The sequence below is a fragment of the Bisgaardia hudsonensis genome (genome assembly GCF_004345785.1).
Lineage (GTDB): Bacteria > Pseudomonadota > Gammaproteobacteria > Enterobacterales > Pasteurellaceae > Bisgaardia > Bisgaardia hudsonensis.
Window position 1 is genome coordinate 127,500 of sequence record NZ_SLXI01000001.1, and the last position, 23,960, is coordinate 151,459.

General features: G+C 33.4%; 19 protein-coding genes and 4 tRNA genes. 12 read left to right on the forward strand and 11 right to left on the reverse strand.

The genetic code is table 11. The features are described from left to right. Positions 1–53: 53 nt before the first annotated feature. A complete protein-coding gene (locus tag EV697_RS00635) occupies positions 54–860 on the reverse strand; it encodes a cytochrome C assembly family protein (protein ID WP_132021523.1) in 807 nt (268 codons plus the stop codon). 169 nt (positions 861–1,029) lie between these two features. On the opposite strand from EV697_RS00635, the gene ffh reads away from it, so the two are divergent. After that, complete coding sequence (gene ffh, locus EV697_RS00640) at positions 1,030–2,406, forward strand: signal recognition particle protein (protein ID WP_132021525.1); 1,377 nt, start codon at positions 1,030–1,032, stop codon at positions 2,404–2,406. Positions 2,407–2,496: 90 nt separating this feature from the next. On the opposite strand, the gene EV697_RS00645 is transcribed toward ffh, so the two are convergent. The 3 genes from EV697_RS00645 to EV697_RS00655 all read right to left on the reverse strand — a co-directional run bounded on the left by EV697_RS00645 (position 2,497) and on the right by EV697_RS00655 (position 6,733). Continuing rightward, positions 2,497–2,922, reverse strand: coding sequence for a universal stress protein (locus EV697_RS00645; protein ID WP_132021527.1), 426 nt, complete (start codon positions 2,920–2,922; stop codon positions 2,497–2,499). 68 nt (positions 2,923–2,990) lie between these two features. Next, complete coding sequence (locus tag EV697_RS00650; protein ID WP_132021529.1) at positions 2,991–5,630, reverse strand: TRAP transporter permease; 2,640 nt, start codon at positions 5,628–5,630, stop codon at positions 2,991–2,993. Positions 5,631–5,764: 134 nt separating this feature from the next. Further along, entirely contained in the window at positions 5,765–6,733 is a 969-nt protein-coding gene (locus tag EV697_RS00655) for a TAXI family TRAP transporter solute-binding subunit (RefSeq protein WP_132021531.1), read from the reverse strand. Positions 6,734–7,152: 419 nt separating this feature from the next. Between EV697_RS00655 and EV697_RS00660 the strand changes: the two genes are divergently transcribed. Together EV697_RS00660 and glpK are read left to right on the forward strand one after the other, a co-directional pair. Beyond that, the gene (locus EV697_RS00660) at positions 7,153–7,935 is read left to right on the forward strand and encodes an MIP/aquaporin family protein (RefSeq protein ID WP_132021533.1); all 783 of its coding nucleotides are present in this window, start codon (positions 7,153–7,155) and stop codon (positions 7,933–7,935) included. A gap of 15 nt (positions 7,936–7,950) precedes the next feature. Further along, positions 7,951–9,462 carry a glycerol kinase GlpK gene (glpK, locus tag EV697_RS00665; protein WP_132021535.1) on the forward strand — a complete coding sequence of 504 codons (1,512 nt, stop codon included), beginning with the start codon at positions 7,951–7,953 and terminating at the stop codon, positions 9,460–9,462. A 116-nt stretch (positions 9,463–9,578) separates the two neighbouring features. On the opposite strand, the gene udp is transcribed toward glpK, so the two are convergent. The 3 genes from udp to gltX all read right to left on the reverse strand — a co-directional run bounded on the left by udp (position 9,579) and on the right by gltX (position 12,150). Further along, positions 9,579–10,346 (reverse strand): uridine phosphorylase, encoded by a 768-nt coding sequence (gene udp / locus EV697_RS00670; protein WP_132021537.1) that lies wholly within the window; start codon positions 10,344–10,346, stop codon positions 9,579–9,581. A 206-nt stretch (positions 10,347–10,552) separates the two neighbouring features. After that, a tRNA-Ala gene (locus EV697_RS00675) sits at positions 10,553–10,628 on the reverse strand. A gap of 79 nt (positions 10,629–10,707) precedes the next feature. Next, positions 10,708–12,150 (reverse strand): glutamate--tRNA ligase, encoded by a 1,443-nt coding sequence (gltX, locus tag EV697_RS00680; RefSeq protein ID WP_132021539.1) that lies wholly within the window; start codon positions 12,148–12,150, stop codon positions 10,708–10,710. A 174-nt stretch (positions 12,151–12,324) separates the two neighbouring features. On the opposite strand from gltX, the gene EV697_RS00685 reads away from it, so the two are divergent. The 3 genes from EV697_RS00685 to EV697_RS00695 all read left to right on the forward strand — a co-directional run bounded on the left by EV697_RS00685 (position 12,325) and on the right by EV697_RS00695 (position 12,653). Then, positions 12,325–12,400, forward strand: a tRNA-Val gene (locus tag EV697_RS00685). Between the two features lie 40 nt (positions 12,401–12,440). After that, positions 12,441–12,516 (forward strand) — tRNA-Val (locus EV697_RS00690). A 61-nt stretch (positions 12,517–12,577) separates the two neighbouring features. Next, positions 12,578–12,653 (forward strand) — tRNA-Val (locus EV697_RS00695). Positions 12,654–12,781: 128 nt separating this feature from the next. Here EV697_RS00695 and EV697_RS00700 read toward each other — a convergent pair. Then, positions 12,782–14,677: an LTA synthase family protein gene (locus EV697_RS00700; protein WP_165906453.1), complete on the reverse strand. Its 1,896-nt coding sequence runs from the start codon at positions 14,675–14,677 to the stop codon at positions 12,782–12,784. Positions 14,678–14,821: 144 nt separating this feature from the next. Further along, the gene (gene argE / locus EV697_RS00705) at positions 14,822–15,967 is read right to left on the reverse strand and encodes an acetylornithine deacetylase (RefSeq protein ID WP_132021543.1); all 1,146 of its coding nucleotides are present in this window, start codon (positions 15,965–15,967) and stop codon (positions 14,822–14,824) included. A gap of 279 nt (positions 15,968–16,246) precedes the next feature. Between argE and argH the strand changes: the two genes are divergently transcribed. Continuing rightward, entirely contained in the window at positions 16,247–17,620 is a 1,374-nt protein-coding gene (gene argH, locus EV697_RS00710; protein ID WP_132021545.1) for an argininosuccinate lyase, read from the forward strand. A 113-nt stretch (positions 17,621–17,733) separates the two neighbouring features. Here the strand turns inward: argH and arcA are convergent, their stop codons facing one another. Both arcA and EV697_RS00720 read right to left on the reverse strand, forming a co-directional pair. Continuing rightward, entirely contained in the window at positions 17,734–18,444 is a 711-nt protein-coding gene (gene arcA / locus EV697_RS00715; RefSeq protein ID WP_132021547.1) for a two-component system response regulator ArcA, read from the reverse strand. A 143-nt stretch (positions 18,445–18,587) separates the two neighbouring features. Continuing rightward, positions 18,588–19,901, reverse strand: coding sequence for a cation:proton antiporter (locus EV697_RS00720; RefSeq protein ID WP_132021549.1), 1,314 nt, complete (start codon positions 19,899–19,901; stop codon positions 18,588–18,590). 267 nt (positions 19,902–20,168) lie between these two features. Here EV697_RS00720 and EV697_RS00725 point away from each other — a divergent pair, with 267 nt between their 5' ends. The 5 genes from EV697_RS00725 (at position 20,169) to artM (ending at position 23,858) form a co-directional block, all read left to right on the forward strand. After that, complete coding sequence (locus EV697_RS00725) at positions 20,169–20,885, forward strand: YwiC-like family protein (protein ID WP_132021551.1); 717 nt, start codon at positions 20,169–20,171, stop codon at positions 20,883–20,885. 130 nt (positions 20,886–21,015) lie between these two features. Further along, the gene (gene artP, locus EV697_RS00730) at positions 21,016–21,753 is read left to right on the forward strand and encodes an arginine ABC transporter ATP-binding protein ArtP (protein ID WP_132021553.1); all 738 of its coding nucleotides are present in this window, start codon (positions 21,016–21,018) and stop codon (positions 21,751–21,753) included. A 10-nt stretch (positions 21,754–21,763) separates the two neighbouring features. Beyond that, the gene (locus EV697_RS00735) at positions 21,764–22,486 is read left to right on the forward strand and encodes a transporter substrate-binding domain-containing protein (RefSeq protein WP_132021555.1); all 723 of its coding nucleotides are present in this window, start codon (positions 21,764–21,766) and stop codon (positions 22,484–22,486) included. 5 nt (positions 22,487–22,491) lie between these two features. Beyond that, positions 22,492–23,163, forward strand: coding sequence for an arginine ABC transporter permease ArtQ (artQ, locus tag EV697_RS00740; RefSeq protein WP_132021557.1), 672 nt, complete (start codon positions 22,492–22,494; stop codon positions 23,161–23,163). A 5-nt stretch (positions 23,164–23,168) separates the two neighbouring features. Beyond that, the gene (gene artM, locus EV697_RS00745; protein WP_132021559.1) at positions 23,169–23,858 is read left to right on the forward strand and encodes an arginine ABC transporter permease ArtM; all 690 of its coding nucleotides are present in this window, start codon (positions 23,169–23,171) and stop codon (positions 23,856–23,858) included. Positions 23,859–23,960 lie beyond the last annotated feature (102 nt).

Below are 23,960 nucleotides of genomic sequence, written 5' to 3' on the forward strand. Positions count from 1 at the left end.
ATTTTTGTAGTAATAAATATTACCGCACCTCTCCAATATATTATTGATAACAATTAAGTTAGCATAATGCGACTGCCAAAGTAGGCAAATGTCAGTAGGATCATACCTGAAATTGTGTAAATGATCATCCTTTTTCCACGCCAATATAGCTTCCAATGACCAAATAAACTAATACCAAAAACAATCCACGCTAAAAAAGATAAGGCGGCTTTTTGAATATTTTGTATTGCAAAAAAATCAGCGAGATAAACAGCACCAGATATTAACGTGAGTGTCAGTAATAACTGCCCACAAAGCATTAATCGAAAGAAATGTTTTTCTACGGTCATTAGTGGAGGCATTACTGATGAAAAAGAGGTTTGTTTACGTTTAAGATTTCGATCGATCCAAAAAAGTTGAATCGCATATAAGGATGTAATAAAGAAAATTGCGTAGGCAAATAGAGCTAGACCTATGTGTATTAGCACACCTATATTTTGGTTTAAATAATGAATAAAATGTACGGGTAATAAGGTTTGTAAAATTTGATTAATGATTGCAAAACCATAAATAATTGGAAGTAAAAACCATAATGTTTTTACACGGCAAAATGTTGCAATAGTTACTAGTGCGGCAACAATGACACTAATAAATGAACTGATTTCTATTAATGTAAAAGATTGACCAATAAAAAGATTAGTGAATAGATCAGAAAGGTTAATTGCATGAATAATAATTGCAAAAACTGCGGTAGTAAATAGTAAGGTTTTATTCAACTTAATAGAATGCTCAATTTTTGCTGATTGAGATTTTAATAATATCGGACTAATTAATAAAATACTTATTAAGTATAATAAAGTTGAAATCAATGTACACCACATCACATTATCCTATTAAATTTATGGTAAGAAAATATCTAAAATAACTAATAATAATTCTTATTCTAACTTTAGCTTGATAAAATCGCTATAAATTTCTTGCAAATGATGAAAATCTATTAAATATCAGTATAATTGAAAAAATTTATAAATTTAATCATTAGGATAAAATATGTTTGAAAATTTATCAGATCGTCTATCGAAAACCTTAAAAAATATAACGGGAAAGGGGCGTTTAACGGAAGATAATATCAAGGAAACATTGCGTGAAGTCCGAATGGCTTTGCTTGAGGCTGATGTTGCTTTACCAGTAGTACGTGAATTTATTAATAAAGTTAAAGAACGTGCGATTGGCGAAGAAGTAAATAAAAGCTTAACACCAGGTCAAGAATTTCTAAAAATTGTGCAGTTAGAACTTGAACGAGCAATGGGGGAGGCTAATGAGAGTTTAAATTTATCAACTCAACCTCCAGCAGTTATCTTAATGGCTGGTTTACAAGGGGCTGGTAAAACTACCAGTGTAGGTAAATTAGCAAAATTTTTACGTGAAAGACATAAAAAGAAAGCACTAGTGGTTTCTGCTGACGTTTATCGTCCAGCGGCGATTAAACAATTAGAAACACTTGCAACAAGTGTTCAAGTTGACTTTTATCCTTCTGATGTGACTCAAAAACCAGTTGAAATTGTTAAAAGTGCATTAGCTGAAGCGAAATTAAAATTTTATGATGTGCTTATTGTCGATACTGCAGGTCGTTTGCATGTTGACACTGAGATGATGGATGAGATTAAAGATATTCACCAAGCCCTCAATCCAATTGAAACATTATTTACCGTAGATGCAATGACTGGGCAAGATGCGGCTAATACAGCTAAAGCATTTAATGAAACCTTACCTCTAACAGGGGTGATTTTAACTAAAGTTGATGGTGATGCTCGTGGTGGTGCGGCGTTATCTATTCGCCAAATTACAGGTAAACCAATTAAATTTTTAGGTATTGGTGAAAAAACAGATGCGTTAGAACCTTTCCACCCAGATAGAATTGCTTCTCGTATTTTAGGTATGGGCGATGTTCTTTCACTAATTGAGGACTTACAACGCTCAGTTGATCATGAAAAAGCGGAAAAGATGGCGAAGAAATTCAAAAAAGGGGATAACTTTACCCTTGAGGATTTTCGTGAGCAGCTAATTGAAATGAAAAAAATGGGCGGAATGATGAGTATGCTTGATAAATTACCAGGAGCTAAAAATTTACCTGCTCATGTAAAAAATCAAGTTGATGATAAAATGTTTATTAAGATGGAAGCTATTATCAATTCAATGACATTAAGTGAACGAGCAAAACCTGAAATTATCAAAGGATCACGCCGTCGCCGTATTGCTCTGGGTTCTGGCACTCAAGTACAAGATGTGAATAAGCTATTGAAACAGTTTGATGAAATGCAGCGTATGATGAAAAAAATGCGTAAAGGCGGTATGTCTAAAATGATGCGTGGAATGCAAGGTATGATGGGCGGTATGGGAGGAATGGGTGGAATGTTCAGGCGCTAGAGTCGTTTCTATTTAACCTTAACGCTATTACAGTAAAAAGCCTTAAAATTAATTATTTTAAGGCTTTATTATTTCGTTTATATTGGGTAATTAACGAAGTACTAGAATAGGTTTTTTACAATGTCTTGCTACTTTTACAGTATTTGAGCTTAATCCTTTTGCATGTGGTTTACTGCTTGCTAACATAAGAATAAGATCGACATCTTTTTCTTCTGCAATACGATTAATTTCCTCATAAATTGTTCCATGTGCAACAATATGCTGAACTTTTGTACCTTCAGGAAAGTTTGCTTTTGTAAATTCGTGGAGTGTTTTATTAGCTTCTTCTACAACCGATTTATCGAAGTTTTTCGGTAAAAAGGCAGAAATAAAGCTATCATCAATTGGTTCAATGATAGTCACAACACGATAAATTGCATTCGGATTGCTCGCTGTAATTTCAAGTGCTGTATCTACAACAAATTTAGCGCTTTCAAGATTACTCAAATCAATTGCGATTAGTAGTTTATTGTACATAATTTTATCCTTATTTATCCTTTGTCGGGTTATGGGTCAGAATAGTATAAAATTCTGACCGCACTTGATTATTTTTTCTTAATGCGACGGCGTTGATTCCAAGCAATACCCCAAATTAATAGTAATGCAGGGATAAACATCCATTCTTTAGCCAATGATTTTTGTGGTAAGGATACATCCAGTATTGTTTGATCCCAATTTAATCCTGCTTTTGCTGCTGGTGAGTCTATTTCTACATTATCAATTAAAATTTTAGCTGATTGTTTGCCATTAATTTCAATTTCCTCGCCAGTGTCAAGTAGCATTAATCCTAGTGTCGCAATACGTTCTTCGTTTGTATTTCCTTCAGGTATGGTTAATTCAGCATAGAATTCGATTTGTTTACCATAAGGATTTAGACCTGCTACTTTTAACATCATATTCTCACCGGCAGGAATTTTAGATATTTTCTCTGTCATTTGCGCTGGTTCAATATGATATGAAGATGGTGAAATATATTCCATAAAAAATCCGGGGCGGAATAATGTAAATGCCGCTAATATTAAAGCAATGCCTTCCCACCATTTATTTTTAGTAAAAAAGAAATTCATCGTTGCAGCAGTAAATACCAAAATACCTATAGTTGCGGTGGTAAATACAAGGAAACCTTTTGCCCAGCCTACATCAATTAGTAGTAAGTCTGTATTAAAGATAAATAGGAATGGTAAAATAACAGTTCTTAAACTGTAGTAGAAAGCTTGTACCCCCGTTTTGATTGGGCTACCTCCTGAAATAGCAGCTGCAGCAAATGAAGCTAAGCCAACTGGTGGTGTAACATCTGCCATAATTCCAAAGTAGAAAACAAATAGATGAACAGCGATTAATGGCACAATCAGTCCATTTTGCTTACCTATTTCAACGATGACTAATGCCATTAATGATGAAACTACAATATAGTTGGCGGTAGTTGGTAACCCCATTCCAAGAATTAAACTAAAGATAGCTACTAGAATTAGCATTAGTAAAATGTTACCCATAGACAGCATTTCTATAATACCCGAAAGCTGTACGCCAAACCCAGTAAGTGAAACAACACCAACAATGATACCAGCCGTTGCCGTAGCAATACCGATACCAATCATATTTCTTGCTCCAGTTTCTAAACCATCAACTAATTCTTGTACGCCTTGTTTAAATAGTGTTATTTTATTATTATCATCTTGACGGAAAAAGCTCAGTAAAGAATGCTGTGATATTAAGATTAAACTTAATGCCATTGTTCCCCAAAACGCAGAAAGTCCAGGTGACATTTGTTCAATCATTAAACACCACATTAGCACAACTACAGGTAATAAATAATGTAATCCGGCATTTACCGTAGGTTTTTTATAAGGTAGTTTAACTACTTTTGAATTTGGATCATCCATTTCTAAATCTGGGAATCTTGCTACTCGGCGAATGAGTGCAATATAAGCAAAGATTAGCACAATAGAGACGATTAAAAATGCGAATTGTGGAATCACATCTTTTATCCAACCTAGTCCAAAATAAACAGCTATTGCTAAACTAATTATCACTAAGATTGAGGTTGCTATCCTTAGCAAAGTCATCAGAAATGGATTAGCGGGTTCTACACGTTCTAAACCGTCTAAACCTAATTTTTGAGCTTCTAAATGTACGATATAGACTAAGGCAATATAAGAAATTAATGCAGGTAAGAAAGCGTGAGTAATTAACTCACTATATGGCATATTGACGTATTCAATCATCAAGAATGCTGCAGCTCCCATTACTGGTGGCATTATTTGTCCATTTACAGAGGAGGCTACTTCTATTGCTCCAGCTTTTTCTGCATTCAATCCAACACGTTTCATCATTGGAATGGTAAATGTGCCTGTAGTGACTACATTGGCAATAGATGAGCCTGAAACTAATCCTGTTAAGCCTGATGATACTACTGCCGCTTTACCTGGACCACCACTAAAGTGACCTAAATAGGCGAATGCCGTTTTAATAAAGTAGTTTCCAGCACCCGCTTTATCTAATAATGCACCAAATAGTACAAATAGGAAAACATATTTTGTTGAAACCCCTAAGGCAACACCGAATACTCCTTCGGTAGTTATCCATTGTTGGTTGATAATTTGTGATAATGAACCTGATCTATGGCTAATTATCCAACTAGTAGGTAGAAATTGTCCAAAATAATTATAAAGTAAGAAAATACCAGCAATAATAACTAATGGTAGTCCTAAACTACGGCGGCAAGCTTCTAGTAATAGCAAAATACCAATAGATCCAGCAATAATATCTTGTAAATTTGGTGCACCAAAACGTGTGACTAATCCATCATAAAAGAAGATGTAATAAGCACCTAAAAAGCTACCAACTATTGCAAATAGCCAATCTTGATAAGGTACTTTATGTTTTGGTGAGCTAGCAAAGGCTGGAAAGGATAAATAAGCCAAAAATAATGCAAATGCTAAATGGATAGAACGTGCTTTCGTATCATCAATAACAACATTGAGATCCCAATTCCAAGTTCTTACGACCTCTTGTAACCAAAAGGGTAAGGGGGAAGTATAGTAAAGTTGAAATAATGACCAAAGAATAGCAACAACAATGATGGTTTTTTTTGTTAATCCATCAGGATTCCGTCCTCCAGCATCATTTGAAGCTACCATATCTTGTAGATCATCATAATTGATGGTTTTATCTTGTTCAGACATAAAAAATTCCTAAAATAAAAATAGATGAGGTTATTTTACTGATAATTTTAAAATTTATAAAGTGATAAACCTTGTACTTCTTTAAACGGAAAAAGGCAGGGGAAACCTGCCTCTTAATTAAACAAAGAAAGATATTATTTAATCCAACCACGTTCCTTATAATAACGAACAGCACCATTATGTAGTGGGGCAGATAACGCATTTTTTATCATATCTTCTTCTTTTAGATTCGCAAAAGCAGGATGCAAGCGTTTAAAACGTGAGAAATTATCAAATACTGCCTTTACTACCGCATAGACTTTATCATCATCAACATCTGTTGAGGTAACTAATGTTGCATATACTCCAAAGGTATCTACAGGGTTATCGGAACCTTTATATAAACCACCAGGGATTGTCGCTTTTGCATAATATGGATTTTCAGCGACTAATTTATCAATCGCTTCACCTGTTACTGGTACTAAATGTGCATCACAAGAAGCAGCGGCCTCTTTTAATGCACCATTAGGATGGCCTACATTATAAGTAATTGCATCAAGGTTGTTATCACACATTGCTGATGCCATCTCTGCTGGTTTCAATTCAGAGGCTACTTTAAATTCTTTATCTGTCCAGCCTTTGGCTTTTAAAATAACATTCATTGTTGCACGAGTACCAGAACCTGGATCACCAACATTAACACGCTTTGCTTTTAAATCATCAAAAGAACTAATTTTTGCATCATCACGAGCCATCACAGTAAATGGTTCTGGGTGAATTGAGAAAATCGCACGTAATTTATCATTTTTCTTTTCTGAAAATGAACTAGAACCATTATAAGCATGGAATTGCCAGTCTGATTGTGCAATTCCCATATCCATTTGTTTGGCTGCAATAGAATTCAAGTTCGCAACTGAACCACCTGTTGATGGTGCATTACATTTGATTTGTGTTTTTGCGGTATCACGATTTACTAATTGGCAAACGGATTGACCAACAACATAATAAACACCAGTTTGACCACCAGTACCAATGGTAATGAATTTTTCTTCAGCTTGAGCGTGTAAAGAAAAGGTTGTTGTTGCAACGGTTGCAAGTAAAGATAATTTTAATAAGTTTTTCATCTTATAGATCCTTATTAGATAGGAAAAGAATGTTGTGTTGTAATTTGTTTCATTGGTTTTTTTATAAAAAAACAGTTACGCCTATTAGATATACTCGACTTTACCTATATATGCAAATAATTTTTTATGAAAAAGCTTTTTATTTCACATTTTTTTAACATTTATTTTTCTTATTTTATTGGAAATATAATTTTTTATTAACACTACTGCTTATTTTATTCATAATAATGAATATAGAAGATGATTTTTTATACAAAATTAATATTTTATTTTTTTAAATATTAATAAAAATGAATGTAGATCACATTTTTAAATTTTTTAATTTGCGAAAAAGAAAATTTTATTTATATTCGTGATTGAAAATATTCGTTTTCAATCATTATTTGATTTTATTAACCAGTTATACGATAGGAGTAACTATGGATAAATCATTAAAATCAGCTTGTATAGGCGAGTTTATTGGTACTGCATTACTCATTTTTTTTGGTGTAGGATGCGTGGCAGCAGCTAGAGTAGCAGGGGCTACTTTTGGTTTATGGGAAATTTCAATTGTTTGGGGGCTTGCCGTGGCGCTTGCTGTTTATGCTTCAGCAGGGTTATCTGGCGCTCATTTAAATCCAGCTGTTACTATTGCCCTTTGGAAATTTGCTTGTTTTGATGGAAAAAAGGTCATTCCTTATATTATTGCTCAAATTTTAGGAGCTTTTTTTGCAGCAGCAATCATCTTCTTCTTATATAAGGACTTATTCGTTGCTTCTGAATTAGCAGAAAATATTGTTCGTGGAGAAAGTATTGGTTTTGCTAATGTGTTTTCTACTTATCCAAATGCGCATATTAGCGTATTCCAAGCATTTACAGTTGAAATTATTATTACTGCGGTATTAATGGCATTAATTCTTGCATTAACAGATGATGGAAATGGCGTACCTAAAGGTGCTTTAGCGCCTTTATTAATTGGTTTACTTGTTGCTGTTATTGGTGCTGCAACGGGACCATTAACAGGCTTTGCAATGAATCCTGCCCGTGATTTTGGACCTAAGATGTTTGCATTTTTAGCTGGTTGGGGAGAAATTGCTTTTACTGGAGGACGTGATATTCCTTATTTTCTTGTTCCAATTTTTGGACCAATCATTGGTGCTTTATTGGGTGGTTTTCTTTACACTCGTTTAATTGGTAAAAATTTACCTTGTAACTGTCAATAATTTAAGGTGACTACTATGACTGAAAAACAATACATTATCGCATTAGATCAAGGGACTACAAGTTCTCGCGCAGTGTTACTTGATAAACAAGCTAATATCGTTGAAGTTGCACAACGTGAGTTCACACAAATTTATCCACAAGCGGGTTGGGTAGAACATAATCCGATGGAAATTTGGGCAACACAAAGTTCCACACTAAATGAAGTTGTCGCTAAAGCTGGTATTAAAGCTGATCAAATTGCAGGTATAGGTATCACTAACCAACGTGAAACTACGATTGTCTGGGAAAAAGAGACAGGTAAGCCAATTTATAATGCTATCGTGTGGCAATGTCGCCGAACATCAGATTTTTGCACAAAATTAAAAGCTGATGGACATGAGAATTATATTCGTAAAACAACTGGTTTAGTGGTTGATCCTTATTTTTCAGGTACAAAAGTAAAATGGATTTTAGATCATGTGGAAGGCGCTCGTGAACGAGCAAAAAAAGGTGAATTACTATTTGGAACAGTGGATACGTGGCTAATTTGGAAATTAACACAAGGTCGTGTTCATGTCACTGATTATACCAACGCTTCTCGTACTATGTTATTTAATATTCATACCAAACAATGGGATGATAAAATGCTTGAGTTATTAGATGTTCCTCGTGAAATGTTACCAGAGGTTAAAAATTCATCTGAAATTTATGGGCAAACAAATATTGGAGGTATGGGGGGCGTTCGTATTCCTATCGCAGGTATTGCAGGTGATCAACAAGCCGCACTTTATGGGCATCTTTGTGTTGATGCTGGTATGGCAAAAAACACTTATGGAACAGGTTGCTTTATGTTAATGAATACGGGAAATAAAGCAGTTACATCTCAAAACGGGTTATTAACTACCATTGCTTGTAATGCAAAAGGTGAACCTTGTTATGCGCTTGAAGGGTCCATTTTTATGGGTGGTGCATCAATTCAATGGTTACGTGATGAACTTAAAATTATTCATGACAGTCGTGATTCTGAATATTTTGCTACAAAAGTGGATAGTTCAAATGGGGTTTATGTTGTGCCAGCATTTACTGGTTTAGGCGCACCATATTGGGATCCTTATGCTCGAGGCACTATTGTAGGACTTTCTCGTGGATCAAACCGTAATCACATTGTGAGAGCTACATTAGAATCAATCGCTTATCAAACTCGTGAAGTACTGGACGCTATGCAATCTGATAGTGGCGAAAAATTGGCGACATTACGTGTAGATGGTGGGGCTGTAGCGAATAACTTCTTAATGCAATTCCAAGCTGATATTTTAAATACTAAAGTAGAACGTCCTGTTGTTCGTGAAGTAACCGCTTTAGGTGCAGCTTACCTTGCTGGTATTGCAACAGGATTCTGGGATAGTTTAGAAGATCTTAGAGGTAAAGCGGTTGTAGAAACTACTTTTATTCCTGATGGCGATGAAGAAAAACGAGCAAAACGTTATAAAGGTTGGAAACGAGCAGCCAAACGAGCATTAGAGTGGGAAAAAGAAGACGCTGAGTAATATAGTTTAATTCTAATCAAAATAAAAACCTGTTTCTAAGCTAAGGAAACAGGTTTTTTATAAGATATTTTTTAGTTTATTATAAATAAAACATCAAAATATTTAACCGCACTTGTTTACTTATAGTCTAAGGCCAATTTCCCTGCGGCCTCAACTACCACACTAACCGCTTTTTCTTCAGTTCCTTTTATTGTTGCTTCATTAGGGATTTCTTGCTGAGTACGATTAACGATAACACCTGACACCATACCTGCTCGTAATCCTAAGGCACTACACATCGTAAATAGGGTAGCAGATTCCATTTCAAAATTCATCACATTAAGATCTTGCCATTGTTTTAATGAGCCTTTAAAGCGATTATAAACTTTACCAGAATAAGTATCATAACGTTCCTGACCTGGATAGAACGTATCAGATGATGCCGTAATACCTACATAAGGTACAGTATTTTGATTAATTGCAGCCGCATAAAGTGCATTAGTTGCTTCAAAGTTTGCTACTGCTGGATATTCCATAGGGGCAAAATGTAAACTCGCACCATCTAAACGTACAGCACCAGTTGTAACTAATACATCACCTACATTAATATGTGGTTGAATCGCCCCTGTCGTACCAATACGCAAGAATGTACGTACGCCTAATTGAGCTAATTCTTCTACACAAATAGACACAGATGGTCCACCAATACCCGTAGAACAAACAACAATAGGTTGTCCATTTACGTAACCCAACCAAGAAGTGAATTCTCTTGTTGAAACTAAAAACTCTGGATTTTCCATTTTTTTGGCTATACGCTCCGAACGAGCAGGATCACCAGGAACAATAGCAACTTTAGCACCTTTTAACATTGCTTTAGTTAAACCTAAATGAAATACTTCTGACATAATATACTCCTTATTTTCATTGCTTATGTGAGTATTCTATCAGTTTAAAGATATATTACTCACAAATTTTATTTTTTAAGATTAAAATTTGTGAGCAAGATCAAAGGGAAACGTTTGCGTATGAGATAATTTTTTGTATTTAAATTTTATTGATACACTAGATAGTAAAAAAGCCCTAGACGGTTGTCCAAGGCTTTTTTGCAATTTGGTGGAGATAATCGGGATCGAACCGACGACCTCTTGAATGCCATTCAAGCGCTCTCCCAACTGAGCTATATCCCCAAAACATGATAGCAATGATAAATTTTGCTACCAGCTATGTCAATCACTTAATGTATTATTAAGATTTTTTGCTTAATGATTAAGCAATTTTATTTTTAATGAAATCAATGGCTTTTTGGATACGAACGAGAGTACGTTCACGACCAATACCAACTAAGGTTACGTCCATTGATGGAGATTGTCCAGAACCCGTAACCGCAACACGTAATGGCATACCTACTTTTCCCATTCCAACTTCCAATTCAGAGGCTGTATCTTCAATCGCTTGATGTGTACTATGCAGATCCCAAGTAGAAAGTGCGGTCAATTTTTCTTTTACTTTTTCTAGTGGTGCAATAGCTGCTGCTTTGAAATGTTTTTTTGTAGCATTTTCATCGAAACTATCAAAGTCTTCGAAGAAATAGCGACTTGAGATTGCCATTTCTTTTAAGGTTTTACAACGTTCGCCAAGCATTGCAATAATTTCAGTTAATGCTGGACCATTAGAGATATCAATACCTTGATCTTGATAATGCCATTCAAGGTGTTTTGCAACATATTCTGGTGGTAGTTCACGGATATAATGTTGGTTTAACCATAGTAATTTATCTGTATTAAATGCACTAGCTGATTTGCTAACGTGCTCTAATTCAAATAAATTAATCATTTCTTCAACAGAGAAAATTTCTTGATCGCCATGTCCCCAACCTAAACGTACTAAATAGTTAAGTAATGCTTCAGGTAAATAACCCTCATCACGATACTGCATAACACTCACTGCACCATGACGTTTAGAGAGTTTTTGTCCATCATCACCATTAATCATAGAAACGTGGGCATAAGTTGGAATTGGAGCACCGAGTGCTTTTAATATATTAATCTGACGAGGAGTATTATTAATATGATCTTCCCCACGTACAACGTGAGTAATGCCCATATCCCAGTCATCAACAACAACACAGAAATTATAAGTTGGTGAGCCGTCTGTACGGCGAATAATTAAATCGTCTAATTCACTATTATTAATTTCAATACGCCCACGAACCGCGTCTTCAAAAACGACAGAACCTTCTTGTGGATTTTTAAAACGCACTACATGCGGTCTATCAAGTGGATTTTCTTGATTATGCAAACAATACCGGTCATAGCGTGGTTTTTCTTTATTTTCTTCTTGTGTATGACGCAGTTCTTCTAAACGTTCTTTTGTACAATAGCAACGATAAGCTAAACCTTGTTCAAGCATTTGATCAATAACTTGGTTATAGCGATCAAAACGTTTGGTTTGATAATAAGGACCATATTCCCATTTTAAATTTAACCAGTCCATCGCTTCTAAGATTGCTTGTGTTGCTTCAGGTGTTGAACGTTCTAAATCCGTATCTTCAATACGCAGAACAAATTCACCTTGATGATGTTTGGCAAATAACCAAGAATATAATGCAGTTCTTGCACCACCAACGTGTAAATAGCCTGTTGGGCTTGGTGCAAATCTTGTACGAACTTTTACATTGGGATCTAAATCAAATAGGGCTTCTAATTTCATTATTTATTACTCATCTTTTTTAGAAAAATATACTTTGGCTATTGTACTATGACTTCAAAGAATTAATAAGAGATAATCTGTAATTATGACTAATTTTAAAACAAACAAATAAAAAAAAACAAAAATCTATTGACTGTTAAGCCATATTACTTATAATGCCTTTTCACAACGTAAGGGCGATTAGCTCAGTTGGGAGAGCACCTCCCTTACAAGGAGGGGGTCACTGGTTCGAGACCGGTATCGCCCACCACTTTTCAACAAAGTGTTCTTACGTTGCTTTAGGCTCAAGTGGGCGATTAGCTCAGTTGGGAGAGCACCTCCCTTACAAGGAGGGGGTCACTGGTTCGAGACCGGTATCGCCCACCACTTAAGTCTAAATCCCATTGTTTATCTAAGATAAACATCTGATAGCTGGAAAGCATCTATCGGGCGATTAGCTCAGTTGGGAGAGCACCTCCCTTACAAGGAGGGGGTCACTGGTTCGAGACCGGTATCGCCCACCACTTCTACTTATCTTTTTATTTTCTTTGTGATACTTTGTTTTGAGGTTGAATCTTGCATTATAAGTATAATTAATGAGCCGATAGTTAATCAATGATAACAGGGCGACTCATTTTAATATTTAGTGAGATTAAGGATTTTTATAACCTTTTAATAGAAAATTCATTTGCCAATTTAATAGTTCTATATAATCATTAATTGTTTGAATTTCTTTTTTTGTCATGGGTATTTCATTTTTTGCTACTAAATAAGATTTATCCCAAGAATATTTAGTAAAAGGCGTTTTTGAAATGTCTACCACTCCTGATTTATCAGCCCAAATTAATCTATTATAAGAAAAGTTATATTGAGGGATATCTTTCTGTAAAAGCAGGTTCCTACCACCAATAGCCCAATATTCAGCATTTGATAGGCTTATAGAGTACAAGGTTGGCATAATATCTTTATGGGAACCGAATCTAGACCGATCAAAATGGGTAGGCGTATTTTCTAGTATTGTTTTGGGTACATACAAATAAAAAGGAACTGAATAAGATAAAAACGTTTCTTGAGGAAGTGTTTGTTTCATTCCTCTTAGATGATGATCACCACTTGCACCAATAATTGTTTTTTCTTTTAAAGATGAATTTTTTATATTAGTAATAAAATTACCTAAAGCATCCGTAGCATACTGATAAGCCGATAATATATTTTTTCGTTCTGTATCATCTTTTCCTATTTTTCCAATAAGACAAGATGAATCAATAGTTTTCACTTTATAACCATGAGGAGCTTTGTATGGGGGATGATTGGTAATGGTTAAAATATAAATAAAGAGTGGTTGTTTTGATTCATCTAGTAATTTTTTTGCTAGTTTAAATGAATATTCATCTGCTACTCCCCAATAGGATAGGGTATTTTGAGATTCTGGATAGATATCTATGATGTTATTTTGATCATAGATTTCATCTACCCCTTGATATGGGAGATAATTTGCAAGGCTTCTCCACATTGCATTTCCTGAGGTTATAAAGATAATTCTATAACCTTTTTCTTTATAGGGTTTAAAGGCGGTATGAGGTAATAATGTTTTTTGTTCTGAAGATTGGCTTAAATTTTCATTAGTACTATAGAAACATTGTCCCAATAATGATGAGGCTGTACCATTATCAAATGAGGTAAAGTTTTTAAATACAAAATCTTCATTAAAATGAGTACGTAATTCACCTAACAGATCATTTTTATCAGGATTATCCATATATAAAATATTATGTCCAAAACTTTCCATTAATGAAAAAACAACATGTGGAAGATTTTCTTCTAAATAAGAATTTTGTTCTGTTTGATAAATTAAAGAATTTCTTGAAAATAAATTTTGGATTAATATTTCTCCTCTCTCTTTTTCCACGGGAGAAAATTGTATTGATTTTTTACGCTCTTTAATAGCCCAAGTTACAGCTATAGGACCATTAGGTACCATATAATTAATAGTATTTAATGAAGATACTTGAGCGTGAATTTTCCCTAATGGTTTTGAATTTATTGTGCCTCTTAAAGCTAGTATCATTAGTATTAAAGTAATAAATAAAAGAGTATATGCTGCGAGCGTAGTTTCTACCTTAATATCTTTTAATAAAAGAAAACTGATGACACTAGGGATAATTGAAAGTATTAAAACGATTAGAATTGATTTAAAAATAGGATAATCGTCATAAATATTTTTTAATACTGCTTCTGTATCATCTTCAAAAAAGCCAAAGATAAATACATCGTAGTAAGTATTGTAGGTTTTATAATAAAAATAGTTTCCTACAGTAAAAGCAATACAAATAAAGGAAATAATAAAAATAGAGATAGAATAAAAATACACAGAAATATTATTTGAAGATAAAAAACTTGAAAGCAAAAATGAAATTAAATATGGAAGGATGAGCATTGAGGAAATCACTTTTATATCAAAACGCGCTCCTAATAATCTCATTCTTTTAATTGAATTAGTATATTCTGGTGATCTTAGAATATTTTGGGAAATAAAATGATGAATCATTATTTCTCGATGACAAATGAAAATGATTAAAAAATAAAGAAACAACAAATAAGTAGTTAAGGTAATTAGCATAATTTTTATTCTTGATAATACAAAGTAATATTATTTTTTAGTATAAAATAAATTGAAAATCATTGTTAGTTTTTACTGACAAAAATTCACAATCAATTTTTGCAACAATTTTATTGTTGGCTGAATAAAATCTGCCGATAAATATTCATCTGGTTGATGAGCTTGTGCTATTGAACCAGGACCTAATACTAAAGTTGGGCATAGTTGTTGAATGAAAGGGGCTTCGGTACAATAGTTTACTGCTTCACATTTTTCACCAAGAAGTTTTTCGACAACTTGCACTATTTGTGCTGAATGTTCACATTCAAAACCAGGAATAGGCTCGTGTAATGATTTGATTGAAATTAAATCTCCCCATTGTTCAAATAGTGGTGTAAGCTTTTTTTGTAACATTTCATTTAAATCATTAAGTTGCATATTTGGCAATGGACGAATTTCTAAAGCAAGTTCACAACAAGCACAAATTCGATTGACTGCATCTCCGCCATTAATAGATCCTAAGTTCATCGTTGGGTAAGGTATTTTAAAAGCAGAATGATGGTATTTTTGTTTTAGTTCATCTCGTAATTCCATCAAATATCCTGTGGCTTGGTACATTAATTCAATAGCATTAATTCCTTTATCAGGATCACTGGCGTGTCCTGTTTTGCCAATAATTTGAATGCTTTCCGCAAGATGTCCTTTGTGGGCATTTATTGGTTTTAGGGACGTAGGTTCACCAATAATGGCACAATCAGGGCGAATATGTGTATGCTGAATAAAGGTTCTTGTTCCTAGCATTGTCGTTTCTTCGTCTGCGGTGGCTAAGATACGTAATGGTTTATTGAGTTGTTGTAAATCTAAATCTTTTATCGCTTCAATGATAAACGCAAAAAAGCCCTTCATATCGGCACTACCTAATCCATAAAACTTCCCCTCTTTTTCTGTTAAATTAAATGGATTAAATGTCCATCTTCCCTCATCAAAAGGGACAGTATCCGTATGTCCTGCAAGTAGCAATCCGCCTTCACCAGTACCATAAGTTGCTAATAGATTAAATTTTTGATGACGGCCTTCTACTGGTAGAATTTCTACCTTAAAGCCAAGATCGGCTAACCAGTTAGCTAATAATATAATAATGGGTTGATTTGATTGATCAAATTCGGGATTAAGGCTACTAATACTTGGTGTAGCAATGAGTTGTGAGTACATATCAATAAATGAAGGGTATTTTTTCATTTGTTTACCTTTAAATTAAAATAAACGTTGATTTTTGATTATTTATGCATAATAATAGAATAAATAATCAAATGTAAGGTGTCGTTATTTATCATATTGTTAAATTCTAGTTATTGATTATAGGATTATAAATCAGGATTGTGAATGATAAATCAATAGAAAAATTGACCGCACTTTTACTCAATGAGATAATAAATTTTATAACTTACTGATAAATATAAAGGCTGGGTATTGAAACCCAGCATTTTTTATTAAGAAAATACACATAAAGGAAAAAATATGGCACTTTGGGGTGGACGTTTTACACAAGCAGCAGATAAACGTTTCAAAGATTTTAATGATTCACTACGCTTTGATTATCGTTTAGCAGAACAAGATATTGAAGGCTCTATTGGTTGGTCAAAAGCATTAGTTACTGTTGGGATCTTAACAAAAGCAGAGCAGCAACAATTAGAAGTTGCGTTAAATGCGTTATTGGTGGAAGTGCGGTCAAATCCTTTAGGGATTTTGCAAGATGACGCAGAAGATATTCATAGTTGGGTTGAAAGTAAGCTGATTAATAAAATAGGTAATTTGGGTAAAAAATTACATACAGGGCGTAGCCGTAACGATCAAGTTGCGTTAGATATTAAAATGTGGTGTAAGCAACGAGTAACAGAATTACAACATACAATTCGCCGGTTACAAGTAAAATTAGTTGAAACGGCAGAAAATAATCAAGATGCAGTAATGCCGGGTTATACCCATTTACAACGAGCTCAACCTATTTCTTTTGCACATTGGTGTATGGCTTATGTGGAAATGTTAGATCGTGATTATTCTCGTTTAAGTGATGCTTATCGCAGAATGAATACTTGCCCTTTAGGCAGTGGTGCATTGGCAGGAACAGCTTATCCTATTGATCGTGAACAATTAGCAAAAGATCTTGATTTTTCTATGGCAACTCGAAATAGTTTAGACAGCGTGTCTGATCGTGATCATATCATTGAATTACTTTCTACGGCATCTTTGAGTATGGCTCATCTTTCTCGTTTTGCAGAAGATATGATTATTTTTAACAGTGGCGAAGCGGATTTTGTGGAATTATCTGATCGTGTAACTTCAGGGTCATCATTAATGCCACAAAAGAAAAATCCTGATGCTTGTGAATTAATTCGTGGGAAAGCTGGTCGAGTAATGGGGGCATTAACAGGAATGCTCGTTACTTTAAAAGCATTACCACTTGCTTATAATAAGGATATGCAAGAAGATAAAGAAGGAATTTTTGATGCCTTAGATACTTGGCAAGATTGCGTGGAAATGGCAAGTTTCGTATTAGATGATATTAAAGTCAATGTTGAGCGAACTAAAGAAGCGGCACTAAAAGGTTATTCTAATGCGACGGAATTAGCTGATTATTTAGTTTCAAAAGGTGTGCCTTTCCGTGATTCACATCATATTGTAGGGGAAACCGTTGTTTATGCAATAAAAGTTCATAAAGGATTGGAAGATTTAACTATTGATGAATTCCGTCAATTTAGCGATGTGGTCAATGAAGATGTTTATGAAATTTTATCTTTGCAATCTTGCTTAGATAAACGCTGTGCAAAAGGTGGCGTATCTCCGTTACGTGTTGCAGAAGCCATTGCTGAGGCAAAAGTAAGATTCTTGTAAAGAATATTTTAATAATATTTTATATAAAAACAATAAAACTCATTTAATTTAAAAGACTAGTTTTGTATTAAGGCTAGTCTTTTAAAAGTAAAAAGATTTTATTATCAGGGTATTTATTCTAAGTTACCACAAAAACGATAACCTTCTCCATGAATTGTTGTAATTATTTCTGGCGTTTCAGGATGTTCTTCAAAATGTTTTCTAATACGACGAATAGTAACATCAACAGTTCTATCTTGTGGTTTTAAGTCTCGTCCTGTCATTTTTTTCAATAGCTCTTCACGAGTTTGAATTTTTCCAGGATTTTCACAAAAATGTAGCATTGCCCTAAATTCGCTACGTGGTAATTTAAATTCATCACCTTCAGGATTAATTAATGATCGGCTATTTAAATTTAATTTCCACCCATTAAAGCGGTATTCTTCAACATTTTGAACCGTTGCTTTTGTAGATTCTTGCATTGTTCTTTGTAAAAGATTTCTTGCTCGAATTGTTAATTCTCGAGGATTAAATGGTTTGGTAATATAATCATCTGCACCAATTTCTAACCCTAATATTTTATCGACCTCATTATTTCTACCTGTTAAAAACATTAATGCGGTGTTTGTATTTTCTCTTAATTCTCTTGCAAGCATTAAACCATTCTTTCCAGGTAAATTAATATCCATAATAACTAGATCAATTTTATGATTTGAAAGGATTTGATGCATTTGATTGCCATCCGATGCCTCAAAAATATCATAGCCTTCCGCCTCAAAAATACTTTTTAAAGTATTTCTTGTGATTACTTCATCTTCAACAATTAATATTTGTGGCGTAACCATTCTTTATTTCCTTTCGAGTTTTAAGTAGTTTATTTATATCAATAATTCAAAGTAATATTAAATGATGTATTGTATAGTTGCAACATTATTGTAACAAGTAAGAAATATTCAATTCGTTGATATAGATCATATGATCTTATTTTCTAATTTTTCTTTTTATGTAATCCGACATATCCTCTGCTTATCATCGTTGCTTCTTTTGATTTTTTTACCATTGCTTCAATAGTAGTACCTTGAATGAGTATGGAGAACATAACAACGCTATATGTCATAATTAATAGCAATTCGTGGATATTCATACCAATATGTTGACTTATTATATTATCTCTAGGTATTGATAATGCCATTGCAAGTGATAATCCTCCTCGTAATCCACCCCATGTTAAAATTCGTAAGGTATAAGGATTATAAATATTTTTTCTTCCGAGTACTTGGAAAGGGATCCAAACGCTAATGTAACGACAGAGTAAGCATACGGGAATAGCTATAATACTTAAAAGGATACCTTGATAGCTAAAGTTGACGAGTAGTAGAGCAAGACCTATTAGCAAAAAGAGCAATGAATTGAGAAAATGGTCAATCATTTCCCAAAAATGATTAAAATTGTGTTTATTATGCTCAGAAAATCCAGTGTGTCTTGTCCAGTTTCCTATCATTATCCCTGAAACAACCATTGATAATGCACCAGATACGTGTAATAAATTTGCAGTAATAAAACCTGCTGTTGGTATAGTTAATGTAAGTAATATTTCTAGGCTACTATCATCAGTAGCTGAAATTAGGAAATGTGCAATCACTCCTATAATTAATCCAAATAAGATTCCCCCTATTGCCTCTGTAAGAAATAGTTGAGCTACACCTGTAATAGTAGGAGATTGCCCTTCAAAAGCGACAGCAAAAACGGTGGTAAAAATAACTAATCCAACACCATCATTAAATAATGATTCTCCTTCTACTTTCATTGATAGTTTTCTAGGTGCTTTTAAGTTTTTTATGATTGCTAGTACAGCAATAGGATCGGTTGGTGAAATTAAGGATCCAAAGAGTAAGCAATAAATGAAGTCAATATTAAATCCAATGGCATAACTAATAAAATAAAATAACCCTGCAATTAAAAACGTGGAGGTTGCTGTTGAAAAGAGAGCCAGAGAGGTTATTTCCCATTTTTGTGTTTTCATTACTGGGAGTTTTATACCTAATGCGCCTGCAAACAGTAGAAATCCTAAAATGCCATCTAATAAAAAACTTTTAAAATCAATTTGTTGCATAACTTTAATTGCTACATCATCAAGATTAAACCAGTTTAAGTATCCTAATCCAAGTAAAACTAGAGAACTTACCATTGATGTTGCGGTAACAGCGATTGTATATTGGATACGATCGCTAATTTTAGCAGTGATAAATCCGATAAAAATGGAAAGGCTAGATAGGAAGCAAATGTAAGTATAAATATTCATAATAGAACCTTGAATGTCTATTTATTTTTAATTAATAAAAGATAAATTTTTTAGCTTTGTTATACAATGACAGATTGATAATCTTTAAAAGATTTTAAAAGTCGCTTAGAGTCTGTGTAGTATAAGTAAAGTGCTGGCTTTTAGAAAGGTAATTTTAGGGAAATACTTATAAATGATTAACAAAGTACAATATTATTATGTATTTATTATACAATAAGTATATTGTGAACTTTTATCTCTACTGTATTGTAGATTGTAGGAGGATGAATGAAATTACTCATTTCCAATCAGCACGGTGCTATTGTGATGGCATTAATGCCATTTTTATATGGTATGTTATCTACAACATTTGTTTGGCAACATATATTTCTGTTATTAGCTTGGTTTAGTTTATACCTAATGACTTACCCTTTTTTAAGCCTATTTAAAGGTCGAAATTTAACTTTATATAAAAAATGGGCTTTAATTTATGGTTCTGTTAGTTTTATTTTCGCCTTGCCCACATTATTTTATAATTGGCATATTATTTATTTTCTTATTGTAATGTTACCTTTTGTTATTATTAATATTTATTATACAAAGAAAAAAAATGAAAGGGCATTAATCAATGATTTGGCAGGTATTGTTATTTTTGCTATTGCTGGTATGGCATCTTATTATTTTTCAAAAAATGTATTTGATAAACAAATCTGGTTTGTTGCACTTTATCCGAGTCTTTTGTTCATAGGAACAACTTTATATGTAAAGTCAGTAATGAGAGAAAGAAAAAATCCTATCTATTTAAAAGTATCCATTCTATATCATCTTCTTTGTATTATTCTTTTTGCATATTTAAGCAATTATAAATTAGTATTAGCATTTACTCTTCCTTTGATAAGAGCTATTTATATTCCAATAAAAAAATTATCTATAAAACAAATAGGTATTTGGGAAATAGTAGTTTCCTTATACTTCTTTACTTTTTTAATTCTTTCAATTTATTGATTTAAATTTAATCATAAAAAGTTGAATATTCTTTTTTGAAAAAAAATAATAAAAATTGTTATTTATTTATTGCATAATTATGCAATAAATATTAATATTATTTCAGTTTTTAAATCAGAGTATTTTATATATGACTATTAGCGTTAAACATTTAAATTTTTTTTATGGTACGACACAAGCCTTATTTGATATTAACTTAGTGGCTGAAGATGGCGATACAGTGGTTTTATTAGGCCCAAGTGGTGCAGGGAAAAGTACATTAATTCGTACATTTAATTTACTTGAAATCCCTCAAACGGGAGAATTAAGTATCGCAAATAATACTTTTGATCTTTCTGTTGCAAAGGCTGACACGAAGAAAATACGTCAATTACGCCAAGATGTTGGTATGGTATTTCAACAATATAATTTATGGCCACATTTGACGGTGATTGAAAATTTAATTGAAGCCCCTGTAAAAGTATTAGGTATCAGTAAAGAGATAGCTAAACAAGAGGCATTTGAATTATTAAAACGCCTACGTTTAGAAGAATTTGGTGACCGCTATCCTTTGCATTTATCAGGAGGTCAACAACAACGTGTTGCTATTGCTAGAGCATTGATGATGAAGCCTCAGGTTTTATTATTTGATGAGCCAACAGCGGCGCTTGATCCTGAAATTACTGCACAGATTGTGTCGATTATTCAGGAATTACAACAAACAGGGATTACACAAATTATTGTTACCCACGAAGTGTCCGTTGCGAAAAAAGTGGCAACAAAAGTCGTGTATATGGAGCAAGGACATATTATCGAAATGGGGGATGCAAGTCGATTTGATCATCCACAAACAGAGCAATTTAAACAATATTTATCACACTCAGAATAAGGAACACAATATGAAAAAATTATTATTAACTACTATTTTAGCTACCTCCGCTTTTGTTAATGCACAAGAAATTACTTTTGCGATGGAGCCAAGTTATCCTCCTTTTGAAATGACAAATGAAAAAGGGGAAATTATTGGATTTGATGTTGATGTAGCTAATGCAATTTGTAAAGAAATTCAAGCTACTTGTCATTTTAAAAGCCAAGCATTTGATGCTTTAATTCCAAGTTTAATGAAAGGACGTGGTGGTTTTCAGGCTGCGATTTCAGCTATTGATATAACTGAATCAAGAGCGGAACAAGTGGCATTTACTGATGCTTATTATGATAGTTCTGCAAGTTTTATCAGCTTAAAAGGCAAAGCAACCTTAGAAACAGCAAAAAATGTTGGGGTGCAAAATGGTACGACATTCCAACAGTATATTGTTGCAGAAGGAAAACAATATTCACCTAAATCTTATGCAAGTTTACAAGATGCAATTTTAGATTTAAAAAATGGACGTATTGATTTGATTTTCGGTGATACGGCTGTTCTTGTTGATATGCTATCAAAAGAAGATTCATTAGCATTTGTTGGTGATAAAATAACAAATAAAAAATATTTTGGTAATGGATTAGGTATCGCGGTTAAGAAATCAAATGCAGAATTAGTAGCTGACTTGAATAAAGGTTTAGCCGTTATTAAAGAGAATGGTGAATACCAAAAAATTTATGATAAATGGATGACTAAATAAATATTATGTTTCTTGATTATCTCCCTTTAATATATTCAGCGACCCTAATGACCTTAGGGTTAGCTGTTTGTTCTCTGATTGCTGGCTTAGTATTATCTATAATATTTGTCTCTTTAGAAACAAATAAACAAGTTATTATTCGTAAACCTATTTCTGTACTGGTTGCGTTATTGCGTGGTTTGCCAGAAATTCTGGTAGTTTTCTTAATTTATTTTGGTTTACCTGAAGTAATAGAATTGATTACAGGTGAATATGTTGAGTTAACACCTTTTGTGTGTGGTGTAATAGCGCTAGCGATTATTTTTGCTGCTTATGCTTCACAGTCTTTGCGTGGTGCGATTCAAGCTATTTCTATCGGACAATGGGAGTCTGGAGAAGCGTTAGGATTAAGTCGAGCTTATACTTTTATTCATATTGTTATGCCTCAAGTGTGGCGTCACGCACTTCCTGGGCTAAGTAATCAGTGGTTAGTGTTATTAAAAGATACTGCTTTGGTATCATTGATTGGTGTAAATGATTTAATGCGTCAAGCTGATTTAATTAATACAAATACTCATCAACCTTTTACTTGGTATGGTTTAACTGCCTTGATTTACTTAGGTGTTACTTTAGTCAGTCAGTTTATTATTCGTAAACTTGAGTTACGTTTTACGCATTTTGAAAGAGCCTTAGGATAAATATTATGGAAAGAATTCAAGCATATTTTGCCGTTATTTCACAAGGTATTTCCACCAGTTTAATTCTTACAGCGGTATCCTTATTTATTGCTTTCTTTTTAGCGTTAGTATTAACTTTTTTACTTTCTATGGAAAATAAATGGCTAAAAAGTGCGGTCAATATTTATTTAACTTTATTTACAGGTACGCCATTATTAGTACAGTTTTTCCTCATTTATGCGGGACCGGGACAGTTTCAATGGATTGTAGATAGTCCATTATGGTTCTTTTTATCGAATGCGTGGTTTTGTGCGATGTTGACGTTAGCATTAAATAGTGCGGCTTATTCTACATTGCTATTTCACGGGGCAGTAAAAGCCATTTCTAAAGGGCAATGGGAAAGTTGTGCCGCTTTAGGATTAACTCGGTTACAAACTTTAAAAATCCTAATTCCTTATGCTTTAAAACGAGCATTGCCATCTTATTCAAATGAAATTATTTTAGTATTTAAAGGAACGTCTTTGGCATCAACCATTACTATTTTAGATATTATGGGCTATGCACGCCAATTATATGGTACAGAATATGATGCGTTAACTATTTATGGGATTGCCGGTGCGATTTATCTTGTGATCACTGGTATTGCTACCTTGTTGTTACGTCGATTAGAAAATAATGTATTGGCATTTGAACGTTTGGAAGTAGACAAAGCTTAGTATAAAAATTTAATTATAATTTTGACCGCACTTTGATTTGAATAGGATCAAGTGCGGTTATTTTTTTATATAAAATAAAGTTTATTTTATATATTTATTTAT